This window comes from Mycobacterium colombiense (assembly GCF_001953985.1).
GTDB lineage: Bacteria > Actinomycetota > Actinomycetes > Mycobacteriales > Mycobacteriaceae > Mycobacterium > Mycobacterium colombiense_B.
Genome location: NZ_MBEI01000058.1, coordinates 233,560 through 254,874, shown reverse-complemented (window position 1 = coordinate 254,874; position 21,315 = coordinate 233,560). Strand labels below are relative to the sequence as shown.

The following is a 21,315-nucleotide window of genomic DNA, read 5'->3' as shown; positions in this document are numbered from 1 at the left end:
TCGACCCCTCCGCCTCGCGACCGTTCGACCCAGCTTTCCCCGTGGCGCAAGGAAATACACGCACAATTTGCGTTCAGTTCAACTACAAATTTATGACGTTCCACACGCTGCTGACTGCGCCGCAGGTAACCGTTCAACTATTACTTCAGCAATCTATGTAACGCGTGGGATAACTCTAAGAGAACTACACAGGTAGCTGTGTGCGATGGCTAGGCCCGTTCGCTGCCAGCCCTTTTCCACACCTCGCCCGCCGCGCGCGATGGGATCAGCGTCACACCATCGCTTTGATCGTCCGGCGCGTCGTCGGCCGCGTTCATGGATGCGGCCTCTCCCCGGGCCAGGGCGGTGGTCGCGACGACGACCACGACCACCGCGGCCACCAAGGCGATTACGGCGGGGCCCTTGGCGCCGAGCGTCTCACCGAGCACGGTGACCCCCAGCACCGACGCGACCAGCGGCTCGGCCACCGTCATCGTCGGCAACGACGCGGTGAGCGCGCTGGCCCGAAACGCCGACTGCTGGAAGATCGTCCCCAGCACCGCGACCAGCAACCAGCCGTATAGCTCCGGGGTGCGCAGCAGCGTCCCCGGCCCGCCCGGCAGCACGGCGACGACCGCCTTGGTGAGCACCGCGAACAACGCCCACGACGACGCCGACACCAACGCCAGCAGCACCGCGGCCAGCGGGCCCGACCAGAGGCGCGCGCCCAGCACGCAGAACGCCATCGCCGGCCCGATCACCATCGCGACCACCGCCCAGGAATCCAGCGACGCCCGCTGGTAGCCGGCGGCCGGCTCGCCGACGGTGACGAAGACCGCCACCGCGCTGGCCAGCAGGACCGCCCACACCCACTCCCGTCGGCTCAACCGGTGCTTGGTCAGCCAGGCGTAGACCGGCAGGGCGAACAGCAGCGCGGTCACCTGCAAGGCCTGCACCAGCACCACCGAACCCAGGCTGAGCGCCACCGCCTGCAGCGTGAAGCTGCCCACCGCCGCGATCCCGCCCAGCCACCACCGGACGTCGCGCAACGACATCCGCAACAGCTCGAGGTGGCCCACCTGTTCGTCGGTGATTTCCTGCGCGGAGCGCTGCCGGATCACGTCGCCGACGCCCGACATCAGCGCGGCGATCAGCGCGAGCAGCGCGGCGATATCCACTTTGGCGATGGTGACCTCCCATCGACGTGCGACCCCGACGAGAGCCGAAGACAACGCTCACCAGGATTGGACGAATTCCGAGGGGGTGACGCGATAGCACGACGGTACCCGCCCACGCGGAGACGGCACGGGTGCCTCGCGGCCGCCGGGTTGGTCGGGAATGGCAAGTGGCGGCGCGTGCCAGTGCAAGCTGCTTGAATACTGTTAAGCAGCTGTTGGGAGAACCCGGCCCGGGGCATCCGGCAGAGGCAGGAGACGGTGCCGCTACGCGCGGCAGGCGCGCGGGACACGGACCGCGCGGAAGGGTTTGAAAGGGTAGTGACGAGCGCATGACCGGTGACGAGCCTCGCGACGATTCAGCTCGGCCCGCGCCGCGTCCGGGACCGCGGCCCGGTCCCCGGCCGACACCGCGGCCCACCACCGCGCACCCGCTGGTGGTGCCGCCGCGCAGCAATCCGCACCAGTTCGGGCGCGTGGACGACGACGGCACGGTATGGCTGATCAGCTCCGCCGGCGAGCGCATCGTCGGCTCCTGGCAGGCCGGTGATCGCGAGGCGGCGTTCGCCCACTTCGGCCGTCGCTTCGACGACCTGGCCACCGAGGTCACGCTGATGGAAGAGCGCCTGGCCTCCGGGTCCGGTGACGCACGCAAGATCAAGGCGCACGCGGCCGAGCTGGCCGAGACGCTGCCGACGGCGGCCGTGCTGGGCGATATCGATGCGCTGGCGGCCCGGTTGACCACCATCGCCGAGCACGCCGAGGCGGCCGTCGCCGCAGAGCGCTCCCGGCGCGAGGAGCATCGCGCCACCCAGACCGCCCGCAAGGAGGCACTCGCCGCGGAGGCCGAGGAGTTGGCCGCCAACTCGACGCAGTGGAAGGCCGCGGGTGACCGGTTGCGCGCGATCCTCGACGAGTGGAAGACGATCAGCGGGGTGGACCGCAAGGTCGACGACGCGCTGTGGAAGCGCTACTCCGCTGCCCGGGAGGCCTTCAATCGGCGGCGGGGAGCGCACTTCGCGGAGCTGGACCGGGAGCGCTCGGGGATCCGCCAGGCCAAAGAAAACCTGTGCGAGCGGGCCGAAGCGCTGTCCGACTCGACCGACTGGGCCGCCACCAGCGCCGAATTCCGCAAGCTGCTCACCGAGTGGAAGGCGGCCGGCCGGGCGACCCGGGAGGTCGACGACGCCCTGTGGCGGCGATTCAAGGCCGCCCAGGACGTGTTCTTCACCGCCCGCAACGCGGTGACGGCGGAGAAGGACGCGGAGTTCCGGGCCAACGCGACCGCCAAAGAGGCGCTGCTGGCCGAGGCGGAGAAGCTGGACACCAGCAACCACGACGCCGCCCGGGCGGCGCTGCGCACGATCACCGACAAGTGGGACGCGATCGGCAAGGTCCCGCGCGAGCGGTCCGCCGAGCTGGAGCGCCGGCTGCGCGCGGTCGAGAAGAAGGTGCGCGACGCCGGCGACACCGGCTGGTCCGACCCGCAGGCGCAGGCCCGGGCCGAGCAGTTCCAGGCCCGCGCCGAGCAATACGAACAGCAGGCGCAGAAGGCCGCGGCGGCGGGCCGCACCAAGGAAGCCGAAGAGGCCAAGGCCAATGCCGAGCAGTGGCGGCAGTGGGCGCAGGCGGCCGTCGAGGCCCTGACCCGCAAGCCCTAGCGGCGATCGCTAGCGCGGCGCAGCCGGGCGCAGCGGGTCGCCGCCGAAAGCCCTAGGCCCGTCAGACCCCGTCGGTCGCGCCGGGGTCGTCGCGCGTCTCCGCGGTGGGCGGCGCCGGATCGTCCAGCCCGTCCAGCAGCGTGACCGACTGCTGCGCCGCCGCGACACGGCGCCGCTGCTGCTCGGCGGCGAGCTGCACGATGGTGCGCGACCAGACCACGCGGGCCCAGTGGTAGGTCAGCACGAGCACGGTGAGCCAGGCGATGATCAGGCCCCAGCCCGGCCCCGGGTGCCCCGCGGCCACGGTCTGACGCGACCAGATCGCCAGCATGCCCGCGGCACCCGCGATCGCCGTGCCCGCCAACGCGACCCAGGCCAGCGCCCAGCGCCGCGTCACCAGCGCCAGCATCGAGAAGCCGACGCCGAATACCAGCGCCAGCCAGGCGAACACGCGCGACGGCAGGCCGACGGCGGCCGCGCCGGCACCGTGGCTAGCGAACAACACGTCCCAGCCGCGCACGTCACCGGTGTGCGGCAGGATGAACGACGCCAGCAGCACGAACACCAGGATCGACACGAAGAAGGCCCGCGGGCCGGGGTCGATTCCGCGGGCCACGCGGCGTTCGGCGGCCTCGATCTCGCTCCGCAGGGCGCCGAGTTGTACGTCGTCGTTGTTCATCTCTTTTTTCACAGCGCACATCCAAGGGGTTCGGCCGGGCCCACGGGCGGCCCGACGGCGGGCATGCCGAGGCCGATGCCGCGCGGGCGCTGCCCGGCGGCCTGCGCATCACCCGCCCGGGTGCGGCGATGCGTGACGACGCCCGCGTCGGCGATGAGGTGGTGGGGGGCGGCCCCGGTGATCACCGTGGTGACGATGTCGCCGGGCCTGACGTCCCCGGGTGTGTCGACGCCAAAATGCACTAGCCGGCCGTCGCGGGCCCGCCCGGTCATGCGGGCGGTGCGGCTGTCCTTACGCCCTTCGCCGGTGGCGACCAGCAATTCGACGGTCTGGCCGATCAGGGCCTGGTTGCCCTCCAGCGAGATCGCCTCCTGCAGCTCGATCAGCCGGTCATAGCGTTCCTGCACAACGGCTTTCGGGATCTGTCCGTCGAGTTCGGCGGCCGGGGTGCCGGGCCGCTTGGAGTACTGGAAGGTGAACGCGGCCGAGAACCGGGCCTGGCGCACCACGTCCAGCGTGGCGGCGAAGTCCTCTTCGGTCTCACCGGGGAATCCGACGATCAGGTCGGTAGTGATGGCGGCGTGCGGCATGGCGGTCCGGACGCGGTCGATGATGCCTAGGTAGCGCTCGGCGCGGTAGGACCGTCGCATCGCGCGCAGCACCCGGTCGGACCCGGACTGCAGCGGCATGTGCAGGGCGGGGCAGACATTCGGGGTCTGCGCCATGGCCTCGATGACGTCGTCGGTGAATTCGGCCGGGTGCGGCGAGGTGAACCGAACCCGCTCCAGGCCGGCGATGTCGCCGCAGGCACGCAGCAGGCGGGCGAAGGCGCCGCGGTCGCGGGGCTGGGCGGGGTCGGCGAAGGACACCCCGTAGGCGTTGACGTTCTGGCCGAGCAGCGTGACCTCGAGCACGCCGTCGTCGACCAGCGACCGCACCTCGGCCAGGATGTCGCCGGGGCTGCGGTCGACCTCTTTGCCGCGCAGCGACGGGACGATGCAGAACGTGCAGCTGTTGTTGCATCCGACGGAGACGGAAACCCAAGCCGCATACGCTGATTCGCGTGCGCTGGGCAGCGACGACGGAAACTCCTGCAGCGCCTCGGCGATTTCCACCTGGGCGACCTTGTTGTGCCGGGCGCGCTCCAGCAGCGTGGGCAGTGACCCGATGTTGTGGGTGCCGAAGATGACGTCGACCCAGGGCGCCTTGTGCAGCAACGTGTCCCGGTCCTTTTGGGCCAGGCAGCCGCCGACGGCGATCTGCATCTCGGGGTTGCCGCGCTTGCGCGGTGCGAGGTGGCTGAGGTTGCCGTAGAGCTTGTTGTCGGCGTTCTCGCGCACGGCGCAGGTGTTGAACACCACCACGTCGGCGTCGGCGCCCTCGGCCGCCCGCCGGTACCCGGCCGCTTCCAGCAGGCCCGCCAACCGCTCCGAGTCGTGGACGTTCATCTGGCAGCCGTAGGTGCGGACTTGGTAGGTGCGCGCCGGTGCGGCGTCCGCCACGGTCTCTCGCACCATCGGAGTCACGGGGCCATGGTACGGCGACCAGTCGGCGTGCGAGAAACCGCACGTCACCAGCCTAGACCCGGCGGCGCTCCCGCTCGGCGGCCAACTCGGCGAACACGACCTCGCACGCCATGTTCTGGCTGTAGCCCCGCCGCGCCAGCATCCCCACCAGCCTGCGGGTCACCCGCGCGTCGTCGTCGTTCAGCGTCTCGCGGCGCAGCTTGGACCGGACCAACTGTTCCGCCCGGTCCCGCTCGGCGCCGGCGTCGATCCCGGCCAGCGCCGCAGTGATCACCTCGTTGTCGACGCCCTTGGTGTGCAGCTCGGCGGCCAAGGCGCGCTTGCTTTTTCCGGCGTGCGCCCTGCGGGACCGCACCCACTGCTGGGCGAAGTCGGCGTCGTCGATCAAGCCGACGGAGGACAACCGGTCGAGCACCCGTTCGCTGACGTCGTCGGGGTAGCCGCGTTTGGCCAGCTGGCCGTGCAGCTCGGACCGGGTGCGCGCTCTCGCGGTGAGCAGGCGCAGGCACAGCGCCCGCGCCTGCTCTTCGCGGGAGGGCTCAGAAGTCGACGGGGGCGGGCAGGACTTCGTCATCGGTCACGACCGCGCCAATGCCGAGCTTTTCCTTGATCTTCTTCTCGATCTCGTTGGCGACTTCGTCGTTTTCCTTCAGGAAGGTGCGGGCGTTCTCCTTGCCCTGGCCGAGCTGCTCGCCCTCATAGGTGAACCAGGAGCCGGACTTGCGGATGAAGCCCTGCTCCACACCCATGTCGATCAGCGAGCCCTCCCGGCTGACCCCCTGGCCGTAGAGGATGTCGAACTCGGCCTGCTTGAAGGGCGGCGCCACCTTGTTCTTGACGATCTTGACCCGGGTGCGGTTACCGACCGCGTTGGTGCCGTCCTTGAGCGTCTCGATCCGGCGCACGTCCATGCGCACCGACGCGTAGAACTTCAAAGCCTTTCCACCCGTGGTGGTTTCGGGGCTACCGAACATCACCCCGATCTTCTCGCGCAGCTGGTTGATGAAGATCGCGGTGGTGCCCGAATTATTCAGCGCGCCAGTCATTTTCCGCAGGGCCTGGCTCATCAGCCGGGCCTGCAGCCCGACGTGGCTGTCGCCCATCTCGCCTTCGAGCTCGGCGCGCGGCACCAGCGCGGCCACCGAGTCGATAACCAGGATGTCCAGGGCGCCGGAGCGGATCAGCATGTCGGCGATCTCGAGGGCCTGCTCCCCCGTGTCCGGCTGGCTGACCAGCAGGGAATCGGTGTCCACGCCGAGCTTTTTGGCGTACTCCGGGTCCAGGGCGTGCTCGGCGTCGATGAAGGCGGCGACGCCGCCGGCGGCCTGGGCGTTGGCCACCGCGTGCAGGGCGACGGTGGTCTTACCCGAGGATTCCGGGCCGTAGATCTCCACGACCCGGCCGCGGGGCAGCCCGCCGATGCCCAGGGCCACGTCCAGTGCGATGGATCCGGTTGGGATGATCGAAATCGGCTGACGTGTCTCGTCGCCGAGACGCATCACCGAGCCTTTGCCGTAGCTCTTTTCGATCTGGGCCATCGCCAGTTCGAGAGCCTTCTCGCGGTCGGGGGCTTGCGCCATGGTGCCTCTCCTATAGTCGGTGTTCGTCTGACCGGTATCGGTCGGTTGGCGGTGACACTAGAGAAGGCCACCGACAAGTGACTGGCCGAACATTCCCCACAGTAGCCGAACAGGTGTTCGATTCAAGTTCGACACGCCGTTGTCTCCCATCACGTGTGGCACCATCGGCTACCGAACGGCGTCGACGGGCCTTCCGGCCGGAAAGCCCGAGGAAACCGGTGTGAATCCGGTGCGGTCCGGCCACTGTGATCTCCATGGGCATGCCCACCCGAGAGAGCCAGATACTCGCCGTCGACGCATCCTCACCACAACCGGGGCGGAACTCCCCGAGAGGCGGTTGCGAAGCAATGGACATCTCCGCTCAGCTGGCTGAAATAGCTTGCTATGGAGGCTTTTTCACCCTGACCGTGGGTGGAGACGCGGCGGGCTGGCATCCGGTCAAACAGTCCTACGCCGGCGGCTGCGCCGACCTGATCGACGCCACCATTCGGCGCTACCACACGACCGATCTGCGGATCGGCGCGTCACTGGTCCACCTCGCTCACGCCACCCGGCTGTGGTCACCGGTGCTCGCCTGCGCGATCGGCCACGGCGTCGTCCCCGACCTCGACGACCTGCAACGCGCCGACGACGGTGCACAGCTACGACTGCCCGAACCCGCCGGGAAACCCGTCGCCTCCCCCGCACCGGACATGCTCTACCGGATCGTGGTGAGCGAGCACATGCGGCCGCTCGCCGCCGGCCTGCGGGTCAACCTGGCGCCCGCCCTGCTCGCGGGCAACATCGCCTCCGCGCTGGTGGGAGCCGCACGGGCCCTGGCGTCGGCGCGCCCCAGCCTGCGCCCCGCGATCGTCCAGATGACCCAGTCGCTGCTGAACACCGGCGTGCTGGCCGGGGCCGGCGTCATCACCGGCCTGGACTTCAGGCGCCGCAGCTGCTGCCTTTTCTATCGACTGCCGGGGAGTTCTCTGTGCGGCGACTGCGTGCTGCACCGGACGACACGGTAGACCGATGGACGGCGCGGGCGTCGTTTGGCGTCGAAGAGCCCGGGTATGTGGCCAGCATGTCCGCACCCGCAACGCCGTCCCTGCGCGCCATCGCGTTGGTCTGCTCGCTGAAGAAGAGTCCGGCGCCGTCCAGCAGCGACAAGCTCGCCGACCAGTTGCTCGATCAGCTGCGCGGTGCGGGCGTCGAGGGCGAGAAGGTGCGGTGCGTCGACCTGGCCCTGCTGCCCGGTGTCGAGGCCGACATGGGGCCAGGCGATGAGTGGCCGGAGCTGTTGACCAAGGTCAAGGCGGCGGACATCGTCATCGTGTCGACACCCACCTGGGTCGGTCACATGTCCAGCGTGGCGCAGCGCGTCCTGGAGCGCCTCGATGCCGAGCTATCCGACACGGACGACGCGGGAAGGCCGCGGATGGTGGGCAAGGTGGTCCTGGCCGCGGTCGTGGGCAACGAGGACGGGGCGCACAAGATCGTGGCCGACCTTTTCCAGGCGCTCAACGACATCGGGTTCTCCATCGCCGCGCAGGGCTGCACCTATTGGAACGGCGAGGCCATGCAGGGCACGGACTACACCGACCTCGACGATGTGCCGGAAGCCGTCGCGTCCGCGACCGGCAATGCCGTCCGCAATGCCGTGCACCTCGCCACGGTGTTGCGGCAGAACGCGTACCCGAAATACGAATAGCGCGCTGCGCTCACCACTGTTCCCGGGGGACGTCGAAGTCCACGCACAACGCCCGCCAGACGTCGCGGGGCTCGATCCCGGCCTCGATGGCTTGGGCGGCCGTGCGTCCGTCGAAGCCGGTCAGCACGTGATCCACCAGGACCGAGGACCCGTAGGTCGTGCCAAAGCGCAGGACTACCCGCTCGTGAAACTCCGTTAGCCGCACGCCAGTCAACATACCCAGCCCGCAGGCATCGGACACCTGAGCGAAGCGCGCTACCGCCAGCTGGCCGGCAGGTCGATGATGTGGTTGGGGCAGTCCTCCTGCACCGCAATGGACATCACGTCGCGCGCGCGTTGGGCCGACATGGTGGCGCGCAACTGCATGAAGGCGTATTCGGCCGGCGCGAGTCCCTGTTGGGTGGCCGCCGGATCGTCCATCAACTGGCAGGCCTGCTGTTCCTCGGGACTGTCGGCGTGCGCGACGGCCACGCCGGCCAGCGCGCCCGCCAGCAGGGCGCCGGTGGCGATTGTCGTGATGATCCTCATCGGTGCCTCCCGCCGAAGCATAAAGGCGGCGCCCTGCGGATCATCCGGCCACCGCCAGCGCTTCGCGGCAGACCCGCACCGGGTCGGCGACGTCGGCGATGCCGGCGGCCGCCGCCTGCGCCGCCGCGCGGTACCCGGGCGACGACAGCAGCTCGTTCACTGCCGACACCAGCGCGTCGGCGGTCAGCGGCCGGATCAGCCGGGCGCTGCCCTGGCGCTGCACCCGGTTGGCGATCTCCCATTGGTCGCCGCCTCCGGGCACCACCACCAGCAGCACGCCGGCCAGCAGCGTCTTGGCCACCATGCCGTGGCCGCCACCGCAGATCACCAGGTCGGCGTGCGCCAACAGCTCGTCCTGGCGTCCCAGCCCGACCGTCGCCCACGGCGGCACCGCCAGCTCCGGTCCGTCCAACCGCGACACCAGCAGGCGCGATCCGGCCGGCAGGGTCTCCCCCGGCGTCAGGCACCCCAGTGCGACCTCGGCGAGGCCCTCGGTGCCGATCAGGGCGGTCGACGGCGCGATGACCACCACCGGTCCGGAGCCGGCCGGGACCTCGAGGATCCGGTCGGTCGGCTCGAAATGCAGCGGCCCGACGACGACGGCCTCGGCGGGCCAGTCCGGGCGCGGAACCTCCAGCGCGGGCAGCGTCGCGATCAGCCGGCGCAGCGGCCCGGGATCGCGCGCCGGCAGCCCGATCTCGGCGCGCGAGTTCGCGCGCTGCTGCAGGCCGGTGCGCACGGATCGCGCCGTCAGCGCGCGCATCGCGGCGTCGCGCAGCCGGCCCCGGATGCCGGTGCCCGGCGCCAGCCCGCTGCCGATCGGCGGCAGCCCTTTCGACGGCAGGTACAGCGGGTGCGGGTTGAGTTCGATCCACGGGATGCCCAGCAGCTCGGCGGCCATGCCGCCGCCGGCGGTGATGACGTCGGAGACCACCAGGTCGGGCGCCAATTCGCGCAGCGCGGGCACGTTGAGCACAGCCATCCGCGCGGCGCGCCGGTGGATCCGGGCCCCGGCGTCGACGTCGTCGTCGGTGGCCGCCAGCCCGTCCAGCGCGGCGGCGTCGATGCCCGCGCCGCGGGCGGTGTCCAGCCATTCGGAGCCGGTGAACAGGGTGGGCTCGTCGCCGGCTTCGGCGAAGCGCCGGCACAGCGCGATCGCCGGGAACGAGTGCCCGGGATCCGGCCCGGCGACCACGGCGACGCGCATCGTGCTTACCCTGCCACAGCGCCCGGTTGCCACGCGCCTACGCTGGCAAGATGACCGAGCTGACTGGGACAACCGTTGCGAACACCCGCACGGTCGAAGGATTCCTGAACGCCCTGCAGGAGGCGGATTACGACGCCGCCGGCGCCGCGCTGGCCGACGATCTCGTCTACGAAAACGTCGGCCTGCCCACCATCCATGGCCGGGCCAGGGCCATCAAGCTGTTTCGCCAGATGGAGGGCCGCGCCGCCTTCGAGGTGAAGATCCACCGCATCGCGGCCGACGGCGGCGCGGTGCTCACCGAACGCACCGACGCGCTGATCTTCGGCCCGCTGCGGCTGCAGTTCTGGGTGTGCGGCGTGTTCGAGGTCCAGAACGGGCGAATCACGTTGTGGCGGGACTACTTCGACTTCTTCGACATGCTCAAGGCCACCGCGCGCGGCCTGGCGGCGCTGGTGCTGCCGTCGCTGAAAGCGACGTTCTGACGTTCTGATCCCGGCGCCTAGCCGGTGCCGCGCAATCCACCGAGTTCGTCGAACGCCTGCGCCCAACCGATCAGGCGATCGGTTGCCCCGGCCAGTTCGGCGCGGTAGTGCTGCGACGCGGCCGATGCGTCGCCGTTCGCCGACGACACCAATTGCGCTGCCGCGGTGACCATTTCGTTGTATTGGCGGACGCCGGCACCCAGCTGCGCGGTGAACGCGTTGATGGTGGGCACCAGATACGACCGCGATTCCTCGCTGGCCTGTGCCGCCCGTTCCATCGACACCACCTGCGCGGCGGTGGACGCCATGGCCGCCGAGGTCCGGGTGGCGGCCGCGGTCAGGTCGCGGATCTCGGCGGTGGGCAACATCGCGCCCCGCTCGATCACCGCCACCAGCGAGGCAAACCCGCGCTCGGAGGCGCCCAGCGCGTACATCGCGGGGCGCGCCGCCGAACCCGGCGGCGGCAGCCGGCGCACGTTCGTGGTCCGCGGCGTCGGCAACGGCTCGGACTTAAGCCAGCGATAGCGCAGCAGCAGCAGCGTCGCCGGAATGGCCATGAAAACCGCGACGCCGCCGGTGATTTCGAGCAGCAAGGCGAACCAGCCCCAGGCCGCGAGCAGCATCGTCACCGCGGCCCAGAACACGCATCCGGCGCTGAAGATCAGGCCCCACCGCAGCGCGCGGCGACGCCGCCGCAGCAGCCGGGCGCGCGGATCCGCGGCCGCGCTGATCCGGCGGGCCACCAGGTCGGAGAGGTCGGCGGCGGTGGCCAGGCCCCGATGCAGCAGCGCGCGCCACGGACCGGGCTGCGTCGCTTTCACCGCCATGACACTTCGGCTACTGGCCAAGTGGCTTCTCGGGGACCGAGCCGCTGGTGCTCTCCGCGGGCGCGGGAGTGGCGGGCGTCGACCCGGCGGCCGACGTCCCGCCCGTCGGCAGGGCCTCACCACGCATCGAGGCGCGAATCTGTTCCAGGCGGGAGTGACCGGCCATCTGCACGCCGGCCTGCTCGACCTCGAGCATCCTGCCCTGAACCGAACCCTGCGCGAGCTCGGCGGCCCCGATCGCGTTGGCGTACCGCCGCTCGATCTTGTCGCGCACCTCGTCGAGGCTGGGGACGTTGCCGGGGGCGGCCAGATCGCTCATCGACTGCAGCGAGGCGCTCACCTGCTCCTGCATCTTGGCCTGTTCGAGCTGGCTGAGCAGCTTGGTGCGCTCGGCGATCTTCTGCTGCAGCACCATCGCGTTCTGCTCGACGGCCTTCTTGGCCTGTGCGGCCGCGCCCAGCGCCTGGTCGTGCAGCGTCTTGAGGTCCTCGACGCTCTGCTCGGCGGTCACCAGCTGGGCGGCGAACGCCTCGGCGGCGTTGTTGTACTCGGTGGCCTTCGCGGCGTCACCGGCCCCGGTGGCCTGGTCGGCCAGCGTCAATGCCTGACGCACGTTGACCTGCAGCTTCTCCACGTCCGCGAGCTGGCGGTTCAGCCGCATCTCGAGTTGCCGCTGATTGCCGATCACCTGCGCGGCCTGCTGGGTCAGCGCCTGGTGCGTGCGTTGCGCTTCCTCGATGGCCTGCTGGATCTGCACCTTGGGGTCTGCGTACTCGTCGATCTTGGCGTTGAACAGCGCCGTGAGGTACTTCCACGCCTTGACGAACGGATTGGCCATGAGTTAGCTCCACCTTCGCTTCTTGAGGATCCGGATGGTCCCCGGATGGGCCTGAGGGGCTCCGCGCCTGTCGCTCAATTTAGTGGGTCGGCGCCAATCGCCCCACCCCTTACGCGGGATCGGTCCCCGGCGCTCAGGCCAGCGCCAACGATGCCACCGGCGGGATGACGACCTTGATGCTGGTGCCGCTCGCCCCGTCCGTGGCCGCACCGACGGCCGCCTGCTCCTCGCTGGCCATCCGCTGGCCGGCGTGGGTGAGAACCGACGACAACGGGACGTCCAGTGCATCGCAGATCGCGTTCAGCAGCTCGCTGGACGGCTCCTTGCGGCCGCGCTCCACCTCGGACAGGTAACCGAGGCTCACCCGCGCCGAATCGGACACCTCGCGCAGCGTCCGGCCCTGTGTCGTGCGGGCCTCGCGCAGCACGTCGCCGATGACCTCTCGCACCAATGGCGGCATCCCGCCCTCCTTCGTCCAGTCGGCCCTGCGCGGCACGTACTCAGCTTGCCTCCGGCAGGTGCTCATTAGGTGAACGCCGACAGCGGTGGTCTGGTTCCCGTCGGATGGCGCCGGATTCAGCCGGGCGTGCGGCGCACTTCCCGGACGGTCGACACGACGTAGTCGATCCCGGTGATCACCGTCAGCACGATCGCCACGGCCATCACCACCGCGGCGATCACCCGGAACGGCCCCGGCGTCGCCGCCCAGGGCAGCACGAACAGGCCGATGGCCAGCACCTGCACCACGGTCTTGACCTTGCCGCCCCAGCTGGCCGGGATGACGCCGCGGCGGATCACGGCCAGCCGCAGCACGGTGACCCCGAATTCGCGGACCAGGATCAGCACCGTGATCCACCACGGAAGCTCGCCGAGCATCGAGAGCCCGATCAGCGCCGACCCCACCAGCGTCTTGTCCGCGATCGGATCGACGAACGCGCCGAATTCCGTCGCCATGCCGTAGTTGCGGGCCAGCAGGCCGTCCAGCCGATCGGTGATGCAGGCGGCCGCGAAGATGACGAAAGCGACCACGCGGAAACCGTTTTGGTGGCCGTCTCCGGCGAAGAGGGCGAGCAGGAAGATGGGCACCAGCACGAGCCGCAACAGGGTCAGCGTATTGGCGAGGTTGGCGATGTTCGCGCGGCCTACCATCGGACCCGTCTGCGGCTGCCCCGACACGGCATCAGAATAACGGTTGACCAGCGCACCCGTTTCAGATGTCGATACTGTTAGCCGTGACCCAAAGTCCGCAGCGCCCTCGTCCGCTGGTTCGGCGCGCGCGAACGTCCGACGTGCCGGCCATCAAGGACCTGGTCGACACCTACGCGGGAAAGATCCTGCTGGAGAAGAACCTCGTCACGCTCTACGAGGCTGTCCAGGAGTTTTGGGTGGCCGAGCACCCCGATTCTCCAGGCCAGGTGGTCGGTTGCGGCGCGCTGCACGTGATGTGGTCGGACCTCGGCGAGGTCCGCACCGTCGCGGTCACCCCGGCGCTGACCGGACACGGCATCGGCCATGCGATCGTCGACCGGCTGCTCGAGGTCGCCCGCGAGCTGCAGTTGAGGCGGCTGTTCGTGCTGACGTTCGAGACCGAGTTCTTCGCCCGGCATGGGTTCACCGAGATCGAGGGCACGCCGGTCACCGCCGAGGTGTTCGAGGAGATGTGCCGCTCCTACGACATCGGTGTCGCGGAGTTCCTGGACCTGAGCTACGTGAAGCCCAACATCCTCGGCAACTCGCGGATGCTGCTGAGGCTCTAGGCCGCCGAGAGTCACGCTGGCTTGACGCTCGCGGCCCAACGTGACGCTGGCGTGACGTTCGGCGCTATTCGGTGTCCTCGTCGTCGCCGCCGTCGGCGTCGCTGCCGCCCCGGATCAGCGCCAGCGTCCCCGCCAGTTCGTCGGGCTTGATCAGCACCTCGCGCGCCTTGGAGCCCTCCGACGGCCCGACGATGCCGCGGGTCTCCATCAGGTCCATCAGCCGGCCGGCCTTGGCGAAGCCGACGCGCAGCTTGCGCTGCAGCATCGACGTGGAGCCGAACTGGCTGGACACCACCAGCTCCACGGCCTGCAGGAACACGTCCATGTCGTCGCCGATGTCCGGGTCGACGTCGGTGCGTTCGCCGGTGGGCTTGGCGGTGGTGACGCCCTCGGTGTATTCGGGTTCGGCCTGGTCCTTGCAGGCGGTGACGACGGCGTGGATCTCCTCGTCGGTGATGAACGCGCCCTGCAACCGGATCGGCTTGTTGGCGCCCATCGGCAGGAACAGGCCGTCGCCCATGCCGATCAGCTTCTCGGCGCCGGCCTGGTCCAAGATGACGCGGCTGTCGGTCAGGGACGACGTGGCGAACGCCAGCCGGGACGGCACGTTGGTCTTGATCAGACCGGTGACCACATCCACCGACGGGCGCTGGGTGGCCAGCACCAGGTGAATGCCTGCGGCGCGGGCCTTTTGGGTGATCCGCACGATGGCGTCCTCGACGTCGCGCGGCGCCGTCATCATCAGGTCGGCCAGCTCGTCGACGATCGCCACCACATACGGGTAGGGCCGGTACTCGCGCTGGCTGCCCAGCGGCGCGGTGATGGCACCGGAGCGGACCTTCTCGTTGAAGTCGTCGATGTGCCGCACCCGGGACGCCTGCATGTCCTGGTAGCGCTGCTCCATCTCCTCCACCAGCCACGCCAGCGCGGCCGCCGCCTTCTTGGGCTGGGTGATGATCGGGGTGATCAGATGCGGAATGCCTTCGTACGGCGTGAGTTCCACCATCTTCGGGTCGATCAGGATCATCCTGACCTCTTCCGGGGTGGCGCGCGCCAGCAGCGATACCAGCATCGAGTTGACGAAGCTGGACTTACCGGAACCCGTCGAGCCGGCCACCAGCAGGTGCGGCATCTTGGCCAGGTTCGCCGAGATGAAGTCGCCCTCGATGTCCTTGCCGAGCCCGATCACCAGCGGGTGGTGGTCGCGCCGGGTCGACGGGGCGGTGAGCACATCGGCCAGCCGTACCATTTCCCGGTCGGTGTTGGGCACCTCGATGCCCACGGCCGACTTGCCCGGGATCGGGGCCAGCATGCGCACGCTCTCGGTGGCCACCGCGTACGCGATGTTCTTCTGCAGCGCGGTGATCTTCTCGACCTTCACGCCCGGCCCCAGCTCGACCTCGTAGCGGGTGACGGTCGGCCCGCGGGTGCAGCCGGTGACGGCGGCGTCGACCTTGAACTGGGTCAGCACCTCGGTGATGGCGTCGGCCATGACGTTGTTGGCGGCGCTGCGCTTCTTGGGCGGATCGCCCGCCACCAGCAGACTCAGCGAGGGCAGCGTGTAGGGCCCCTCGACGACCCGGTCCAGTTCGACGGTGTCGTGCTTGTCCGCCGACCGCCCGCGCTTGCGGCCCCGCGAGCCCTGCAAGCCGGGCTGGACGGCGGGCTCGGGCACGGTGGGAATGTCGTCCTGCAGCGCGGCCTGAGCATCGTCGTCCGGCGACCACGCCGGGGGCGCCTCGTCCGGGACGGAGGACGCGTCGTCGTGGTAGTCGGCGGGCTGCGCCTCGGCGTCGTCGTCGAACTCGTCGGCGTAGTCGTAGGGCTCGTCGTCGTAGTCCTCGTCGACGAACCGGGTGTGGAACAGGTTGCGCATCACCACGGGCACCTCGCGGATGGTGGTGCCGGTCAGCAGCAGCAGGCCGAACATGAAGCCGATGAACAACAACGGCGCGGCGATCCAGGGCGTGAGCCCGTCCGAGAGCGGGCCGCCGATCGCGAAGCCGACGAAGCCGGCCGCCCGGCGGCGCGCTTCGGGGTCCTCCGGCGAACCGGACCACAGGTGGCGCAGGCCGAGCACCGACAGCGTGATCAGGCTGGCGCCCAGGATCAGCCGGGGCCGCACATCCGGATTGGGCTCGGTGCGCATCAGGGTCACCGCCACCGCGGCGGTGGCGACCGGCAGCGCCAGCACACCCGCGCCGATGAAGGTCCGCAGCAGCGTGTCGACCCACGTGCCGACCGGTCCGGCGGCGTGGAACCACGAGCTCGCGGCGACCACCACGGAAAAGCCCAGCAACAGCAGCGCGATCCCGTCGCGGCGATGCCCGGGGTCGATGTCGTGGGCCCGCCCGATCGACCGGGCCGCTCCGCCGGTCCCCCGCGCGGCCATCAGCCAGACGGCGCGCGCGGCACGACCGCAGGTCAGCCCGGCGCCGACCAGCGGCGCGTGATTACGCCGCCTGGCGGGTTTGCCGGCCTTTTTGCGGGGCGCCGCCGGGCGTGCACCCCGGGACCCGGTGGCGCGCGAAGTGGCCTTTGACCTGCTCGTTCGGCCTCCGGAGCGGGCGGCGGTCTTACTGGGCATGACGGCAAGCGTAGTCGCAACGGCATCATCTACACCACCCGCCACACTGGTAACGGCCCGGCTTGTCGGGCATGGGGCCAATCGGCCGCCAAATCGCGTGAGTAGGGTGACATTCGGTTGCAAGAAGTCGTGCTCGTCACCCACCCCCACCGCGCCCCAGGAGGCCAGCAATGCCCGTTGTCGTCGTCGCCACCTTGACTGTCAAACCTGAGTCGGTCGACACCGTTCGCGACATCCTGACGCGGGCGGTCGAGGAAGTGCATGACGAGCCGGGCTGCCAGATCTATTCGCTGCACCAGTCGGGCGAGACCTTCGTCTTCGTCGAGCAGTGGGCCGACGCCGAGGCGCTCAAGGCGCACAGCACCGCGCCGGCGGTCACCAAGATGTTCACCGCGGCCGGCGAGCACCTGGACGGGGCCCCCGACATCAAGATGCTGCAGCCGGTCCCGGCGGGCGACCCGGCCAAAGGGCAGTTGCGGCCCTGATGACCCGCTCGTCGCAAGGGCCCCTGAAGGGCAAGGTCGCCTTCATCACCGGCGCGGCGCGCGGTCAGGGCCGCGCGCACGCGGTGCGGCTGGCCGCCGACGGCGCGGACATCATCGCCGTCGACCTGTGCGACCAGATCGCCAGCGTCCCCTACTCGCTGGCCACCGCCGACGACCTGGCGGCCACCGTGAAGCTGGTGGAAGACACCGGCGCCCGCATCGTGGCCCGACAGGGCGACGTCCGCGACCGCGACTCGCTGTCGGCGGCGCTGCAGGCGGGCCTGGACGAGTTCGGCCGCCTGGACATCGTGGTGGCCAACGCCGGGATCGCCCCCATGCAATCCGGTGACGACGGCTGGCACGACGTCATCAACGTCAACCTGACCGGGGTCTACCACACCATCAAGGTCGCGATACCCACCATGGTCAAGCAGGGCACGGGCGGGTCGATCGTGCTGATCAGTTCGAGCGCGGGACTGGCCGGGGTCGGCAGCCCGGACGCCGGTTCCGTCGGCTACGCCGCCGCCAAGCACGGAGTGGTCGGGCTGATGCGGGTCTACGCGAATCTGCTTGCCGGGCAGATGATCCGGGTCAACTCGATCCACCCGTCCGGCGTCGAGACGCCGATGATCAACAACGAGTTCACCCGCGAGTGGCTGGCCAAGATGGCCGCCGCGACGGACACACCGGGAGCCATGGGCAACGCCATGCCGGTCGAGGTGCTGGACGTCGAGGACATCGCCAACGCGGTGGCGTGGCTGGTGTCCGACCAGGCGCGTTACATCACCGGTGTGACCCTGCCTGTCGACGCGGGATTCCTGAACAAGTAGCCGCCATGGCACGAAACCCGGTTGCGCAGACTGCATTTGGCCCGATGGTGCTGGCCGCCGTCGAGCAGAACGAGCCGCCCGGACGCCGCCTGGTCGACGACGACTTCGCCGAGCTCTTCCTGCCCGGCCCGCTGCGGTGGCTCGTCGGCGCGACCCGGTTCGCGCCGGTTCGCCGGCTGATGATCCGCGGCTCGGAGTTCACCGGTCCGGGATTGTGGGCGAATCTGGCCTGCCGCAAGCGCTTTATCGCCGACAAGCTCAAGGAGTCGCTCGACGACATCAACGCCGTCGTCATCCTCGGGGCGGGGCTGGACACCCGCGCCTATCTGTTGACGCGGCGGGTGCGCATCCCGGTGTTCGAGGTCGATCTGCCGGTCAACGTCGCCAGGAAGTTCAAGACGGTGCGCCGGGTGCTCGGCGAGCTGCCGCTGTCGGTTCGCTTGGTGGCGTTGAATCTCGAACACGACGACCTGCTCACCTCGCTCGCCGAGCACGGTTACCGCACCGACTACCGGGTCTTCTTCATCTGCGAAGGCGTCACCCAGTACCTCACCGAGGCGACGGTGCGGCGCACGCTGGACGGGCTGCGCGTGACCGCACCCGGCAGCCGTCTGGTGTTCACCTACGTCCGTAGGGATTTCATCGACGGCACCAACCGGTATGGCACCCGCACGCTGTACCGCACCGTGCGCCAGCGGCGGCAGCTGTGGCACTTCGGCCTGCAGCCCGACGAGGTCGCCGCGTTCCTCGGCGAGTACGGCTGGCGGCTGGTCGAGCAGGCCGGTCCCGACGAGCTCGTCCAGCGCTATGTCGAGCCCACCGGCCGCAAACTCAAAGCCTCGCAACTGGAATGGTCGGCCTACGCGGAGAAGATCTAACGGGTCAGACCTCGATGACGGTCGGCACGATCATCGGCTGCCGGCGGTAGGTCTCACCCACCCATTTGCCGACGGTGCGCCGCACGCCCTGCGCGATGCGGCTCGGATCGGTGATGTTCTCGGCCAGCAGCGCTTCCAGCTCCGCCTCCACCCTGCGCACGGCGGGCTCGAGCGCCTTGGGATCCTCGGAGAATCCGCGCGAATGCAGGTGCGGCGGTGCGACCGGACGCCCGGTGCCGCGCGCGACCACCACGGTCACCGCCACGAAACCCGACGACAGAATGAGCCGCTCGCCCAAGGTGATGTCGCCGACGTCGCCGTTGATCAGGCCGTCGACGAACATCTTTCCGACCGGCACCGCGCCGGCGATCGAGGCCTTACCCGCGACCAGGTCGACGCTCACCCCGTTCTCGGCCAGCAGGATCGACTCCTCCGGCACGCCGGTGCGGGCCGCCAGTTTGGCGTTGGCGCGCAGCATGCGCCACGTCCCGTGCACCGGCATGACGTTGCGCGGCCGAATCCCGTTGTACAGGAACAACAGTTCCCCGGCGTAGGCGTGTCCCGAAACATGCACGCGCGCTTGGGCATTGGTGACGACGCGGGCCCCGATCTTGGCGAGCTCGTCGATGACGCCGTAGACCGCTTCCTCGTTGCCCGGGATCAGCGACGACGCCAACACCACCAGGTCACCCGCGGTCAGCGTGATGCTGCGGTGCTCGCCGCGCGACATCCTCGACAGCGCCGACATCGGTTCGCCCTGGGTGCCGGTGGTGATCAGCACCACCTTCTCGGCCGGCATCATCTCGGCGGCGCCGATGTCGATCACGTCCGAGTCGGCCACCCGCAGGAATCCGAGTTCGCGGGCAATGCCCATGTTGCGCACCATGGATCGGCCGACGAACGAAACCCGCCGGCCCAAAGCGACTGCGGCATCGATGATTTGCTGAACCCGGTCCACGTTGGACGCAAAGCACGCCACGATGACGCGGCCGTCGGCGCCGCGGATCAGGCGGTGCAGCGTCGGGCCCACTTCGCTTTCCGACGGCCCGACGCCGGGGTGCTCGGCATTGGTTGAGTCACAGAGGAACAGGTCCACCCCGGCATCGCCGAGCCGGGACATGCCGGGCAGGTCGGTCGGCCGGCCGTCCAGCGGAAGCTGGTCGAGCTTGATGTCGCCGGTGTGCAGGATCGTTCCCGCGCCGGTGTGCACGGCGATCGCCAGCGCGTCGGGGATGGAGTGGTTGACGGCGAAGTACTGGCATTCGAACACGCCGTGGGTGCTCTTCTGGCCCTCGGCCACCTCGACGAACACCGGCTTGAGGCGGTGTTCGCGGCACTTCGCGGCGACCAGCGCGAGGGTGAACTTCGAACCGACCACCGGGATGTCGGGGCGCAGCTTGAGCAGGAACGGAATGCCGCCGATGTGGTCCTCGTGCGCGTGGGTGAGCACCAGCGCCTCGATGTCGTCGAGCCGGTCCTCGATGTGCCGCAGATCCGGCAGGATCAGATCGACCCCGGGCTCGTCGTGGGTCGGGAACATCACGCCGCAGTCGATGATCAACAGCCGGCCCAGGTGCTCGAAAACCGTCATGTTGCGGCCGATTTCGCTGATGCCGCCAAGAGCAGTGACCCGCAACCCTCCCGCGGCCAACGGGCCTGGCGGGGCGAGGTCTACATCCACTTCTCGGAAACTCCTCGGGTCACCGCAGCACCGAGGCCGCGCGCATATCGGCGGCCAACGCGTCGAGTTGTTCTGGCGTCGCGGGCATTTGCGGCAACCGCGGGTCCCCAACGTCGATGCCCTGCAGGCGCAGGCCCGCCTTGGACATCGTCACGCCGCCCAGGCGGGCCATCGCGTCGCACAGCGGGGCGACGGTGGCGTTGATCTTGCGGGCGGTTGCGATGTCTCCGGAGTTGAAGGCGGACAACATCTCCCGCAGCTGCCCCGCCGCCACGTGAGAAATCACGCTGATGAATCCGATGGCGCCCATGGCCAGCCATGGCAGGTTCAGCGCGTCGTCGCCGGAGTAGTAGGCCAGGCCGGTGTCGGCGATGATCTGACCACCGCTGTGCAGGTCGGCCTTCGCGTCCTTGATCCCGACGATGTTCGGGTGGGCGGCCAGCGCGCGGATGGTCTCGGGCTGGATCGGTATCACCGAACGCGGCGGGATGTCGTAGAGCAGCACCGGCAACTCGGTCGCGTCGGCGACGGTGCTGAAGTGGGCGATCAGCCCGCTCTGCGGCGGTTTCGAGTAGTACGGGGTGACCACCAGCAGCCCGTGGGCGCCCTCGGCCGCGCAGGCCTTGGCCAGCCGGACGCTGTGGGCTGTGTCATAGGTGCCCGCGCCGGCGATGACGCGGGCCCGGTCGCCGACGGCCTCCAGCACGACGCGCAGCAGCTCCCGCTTCTCGTCGTCCGTGGTGGTCGGGGACTCTCCGGTGGTTCCGGAGATCACCAGACCGTCGCAGCCCGCGTCGATCAGGTGATTGGCCAGCTGAGCGGCCGCGGTGGTGTCAACGGAGCCGTCGGGGCGAAACGGCGTGACCATCGCGGTCAACACGGTTCCCAACCGCGCTGGGGCGTCGAATCCGACCGTGCTCACGGT

General features: G+C 69.6%; 23 protein-coding genes and 1 riboswitch. Of the genes, 8 read left to right on the top strand and 15 right to left on the bottom strand.

The window, feature by feature from the left end; all coding sequences use genetic code 11:
- Window positions 1-209: 209 nt before the first annotated feature.
- Window positions 210-1,166, bottom strand: a complete 957-nt coding sequence (locus A5732_RS18475; protein WP_212568077.1) for a DMT family transporter — start codon at window positions 1,164-1,166, stop codon at window positions 210-212.
- A gap of 320 nt (window positions 1,167-1,486) precedes the next feature.
- Here A5732_RS18475 and A5732_RS18470 point away from each other — a divergent pair, with 320 nt between their 5' ends.
- On the top strand, window positions 1,487-2,815 hold the full coding sequence (locus A5732_RS18470) for a DUF349 domain-containing protein (protein ID WP_076051827.1): 1,329 nt from the start codon (window positions 1,487-1,489) through the stop codon (window positions 2,813-2,815).
- Window positions 2,816-2,876: 61 nt separating this feature from the next.
- Here A5732_RS18470 and A5732_RS18465 read toward each other — a convergent pair whose 3' ends face one another.
- The 4 genes from A5732_RS18465 to recA all read right to left on the bottom strand — a co-directional run bounded on the left by A5732_RS18465 (window position 2,877) and on the right by recA (window position 6,600).
- Entirely contained in the window at window positions 2,877-3,494 is a 618-nt protein-coding gene (locus tag A5732_RS18465; protein ID WP_081389491.1) for an Rv2732c family membrane protein, read from the bottom strand.
- An 8-nt stretch (window positions 3,495-3,502) separates the two neighbouring features.
- Window positions 3,503-5,011, bottom strand: a complete 1,509-nt coding sequence (gene miaB / locus A5732_RS18460; protein ID WP_216351587.1) for a tRNA (N6-isopentenyl adenosine(37)-C2)-methylthiotransferase MiaB — start codon at window positions 5,009-5,011, stop codon at window positions 3,503-3,505.
- A 61-nt stretch (window positions 5,012-5,072) separates the two neighbouring features.
- Window positions 5,073-5,594 carry a recombination regulator RecX gene (gene recX, locus A5732_RS18455; protein ID WP_076051824.1) on the bottom strand — a complete coding sequence of 174 codons (522 nt, stop codon included), beginning with the start codon at window positions 5,592-5,594 and terminating at the stop codon, window positions 5,073-5,075.
- A complete protein-coding gene (recA, locus tag A5732_RS18450) occupies window positions 5,560-6,600 on the bottom strand; it encodes a recombinase RecA (RefSeq protein ID WP_064952822.1) in 1,041 nt (346 codons plus the stop codon). Before recA ends, recX begins: the two co-directional genes overlap by 35 nt.
- Window positions 6,601-6,768: 168 nt before the next feature.
- Window positions 6,769-6,907: riboswitch (cobalamin riboswitch) on the top strand.
- A 40-nt stretch (window positions 6,908-6,947) separates the two neighbouring features.
- Between recA and A5732_RS18445 the strand changes: the two genes are divergently transcribed.
- Together A5732_RS18445 and A5732_RS18440 are read left to right on the top strand one after the other, a co-directional pair.
- The gene (locus A5732_RS18445; RefSeq protein WP_076102949.1) at window positions 6,948-7,607 is read left to right on the top strand and encodes a (2Fe-2S)-binding protein; all 660 of its coding nucleotides are present in this window, start codon (window positions 6,948-6,950) and stop codon (window positions 7,605-7,607) included.
- A gap of 56 nt (window positions 7,608-7,663) precedes the next feature.
- Window positions 7,664-8,290 carry a flavodoxin family protein gene (locus A5732_RS18440; protein WP_076103037.1) on the top strand — a complete coding sequence of 209 codons (627 nt, stop codon included), beginning with the start codon at window positions 7,664-7,666 and terminating at the stop codon, window positions 8,288-8,290.
- 10 nt (window positions 8,291-8,300) lie between these two features.
- Here the strand turns inward: A5732_RS18440 and A5732_RS18435 are convergent, their stop codons facing one another.
- The 3 genes from A5732_RS18435 to A5732_RS18425 are packed head-to-tail and all read right to left on the bottom strand — an operon-like array spanning window position 8,301 to window position 10,025.
- A complete protein-coding gene (locus A5732_RS18435; RefSeq protein WP_411431584.1) occupies window positions 8,301-8,495 on the bottom strand; it encodes a DUF3046 domain-containing protein in 195 nt (64 codons plus the stop codon).
- A 50-nt stretch (window positions 8,496-8,545) separates the two neighbouring features.
- Window positions 8,546-8,818 (bottom strand): hypothetical protein, encoded by a 273-nt coding sequence (locus A5732_RS18430; protein ID WP_076102948.1) that lies wholly within the window; start codon window positions 8,816-8,818, stop codon window positions 8,546-8,548.
- Window positions 8,819-8,858: 40 nt separating this feature from the next.
- On the bottom strand, window positions 8,859-10,025 hold the full coding sequence (locus A5732_RS18425) for a glycosyltransferase (protein WP_076102947.1): 1,167 nt from the start codon (window positions 10,023-10,025) through the stop codon (window positions 8,859-8,861).
- Between the two features lie 50 nt (window positions 10,026-10,075).
- Here A5732_RS18425 and A5732_RS18420 point away from each other — a divergent pair, with 50 nt between their 5' ends.
- A complete protein-coding gene (locus A5732_RS18420) occupies window positions 10,076-10,507 on the top strand; it encodes a limonene-1,2-epoxide hydrolase (RefSeq protein ID WP_064952828.1) in 432 nt (143 codons plus the stop codon).
- Window positions 10,508-10,524: 17 nt separating this feature from the next.
- On the opposite strand, the gene pspM is transcribed toward A5732_RS18420, so the two are convergent.
- The 4 genes from pspM to pgsA form a co-directional block, all read right to left on the bottom strand.
- Window positions 10,525-11,334, bottom strand: coding sequence for a phage shock envelope stress response protein PspM (pspM, locus tag A5732_RS18415; RefSeq protein ID WP_076102946.1), 810 nt, complete (start codon window positions 11,332-11,334; stop codon window positions 10,525-10,527).
- 10 nt (window positions 11,335-11,344) lie between these two features.
- The gene (pspA, locus tag A5732_RS18410) at window positions 11,345-12,172 is read right to left on the bottom strand and encodes a phage shock protein PspA (RefSeq protein ID WP_076051818.1); all 828 of its coding nucleotides are present in this window, start codon (window positions 12,170-12,172) and stop codon (window positions 11,345-11,347) included.
- Window positions 12,173-12,305: 133 nt separating this feature from the next.
- Window positions 12,306-12,632, bottom strand: a complete 327-nt coding sequence (clgR, locus tag A5732_RS18405) for a transcriptional regulator ClgR (RefSeq protein ID WP_064952831.1) — start codon at window positions 12,630-12,632, stop codon at window positions 12,306-12,308.
- 116 nt (window positions 12,633-12,748) lie between these two features.
- A complete protein-coding gene (gene pgsA / locus A5732_RS18400) occupies window positions 12,749-13,321 on the bottom strand; it encodes a CDP-diacylglycerol--glycerol-3-phosphate 3-phosphatidyltransferase (protein WP_076051817.1) in 573 nt (190 codons plus the stop codon).
- Window positions 13,322-13,386: 65 nt separating this feature from the next.
- Here pgsA and A5732_RS18395 point away from each other — a divergent pair, with 65 nt between their 5' ends.
- Window positions 13,387-13,929 carry an amino-acid N-acetyltransferase gene (locus A5732_RS18395; RefSeq protein ID WP_076102945.1) on the top strand — a complete coding sequence of 181 codons (543 nt, stop codon included), beginning with the start codon at window positions 13,387-13,389 and terminating at the stop codon, window positions 13,927-13,929.
- Window positions 13,930-13,993: 64 nt separating this feature from the next.
- Here A5732_RS18395 and A5732_RS18390 read toward each other — a convergent pair whose 3' ends face one another.
- Complete coding sequence (locus A5732_RS18390; RefSeq protein ID WP_216351586.1) at window positions 13,994-16,516, bottom strand: FtsK/SpoIIIE family DNA translocase; 2,523 nt, start codon at window positions 16,514-16,516, stop codon at window positions 13,994-13,996.
- Between the two features lie 170 nt (window positions 16,517-16,686).
- Between A5732_RS18390 and A5732_RS18385 the strand changes: the two genes are divergently transcribed.
- Genes A5732_RS18385 through A5732_RS18375 form a run of 3 tightly spaced genes read left to right on the top strand, consistent with a single transcriptional unit; the run spans window position 16,687 to window position 18,709 of the window.
- The gene (locus tag A5732_RS18385) at window positions 16,687-17,001 is read left to right on the top strand and encodes a putative quinol monooxygenase (protein WP_064952834.1); all 315 of its coding nucleotides are present in this window, start codon (window positions 16,687-16,689) and stop codon (window positions 16,999-17,001) included.
- Window positions 17,001-17,831, top strand: a complete 831-nt coding sequence (locus tag A5732_RS18380) for a mycofactocin-coupled SDR family oxidoreductase (RefSeq protein ID WP_064952835.1) — start codon at window positions 17,001-17,003, stop codon at window positions 17,829-17,831. Before A5732_RS18385 ends, A5732_RS18380 begins: the two co-directional genes overlap by 1 nt.
- Window positions 17,832-17,836: 5 nt before the next feature.
- A complete protein-coding gene (locus tag A5732_RS18375) occupies window positions 17,837-18,709 on the top strand; it encodes an SAM-dependent methyltransferase (RefSeq protein ID WP_076102943.1) in 873 nt (290 codons plus the stop codon).
- Between the two features lie 4 nt (window positions 18,710-18,713).
- Here the strand turns inward: A5732_RS18375 and A5732_RS18370 are convergent, their stop codons facing one another.
- Window positions 18,714-20,390: a ribonuclease J gene (locus A5732_RS18370; RefSeq protein ID WP_076051813.1), complete on the bottom strand. Its 1,677-nt coding sequence runs from the start codon at window positions 20,388-20,390 to the stop codon at window positions 18,714-18,716.
- A 19-nt stretch (window positions 20,391-20,409) separates the two neighbouring features.
- A complete protein-coding gene (gene dapA, locus A5732_RS18365; RefSeq protein ID WP_076102942.1) occupies window positions 20,410-21,312 on the bottom strand; it encodes a 4-hydroxy-tetrahydrodipicolinate synthase in 903 nt (300 codons plus the stop codon).
- Window positions 21,313-21,315: the final 3 nt, after the last annotated feature.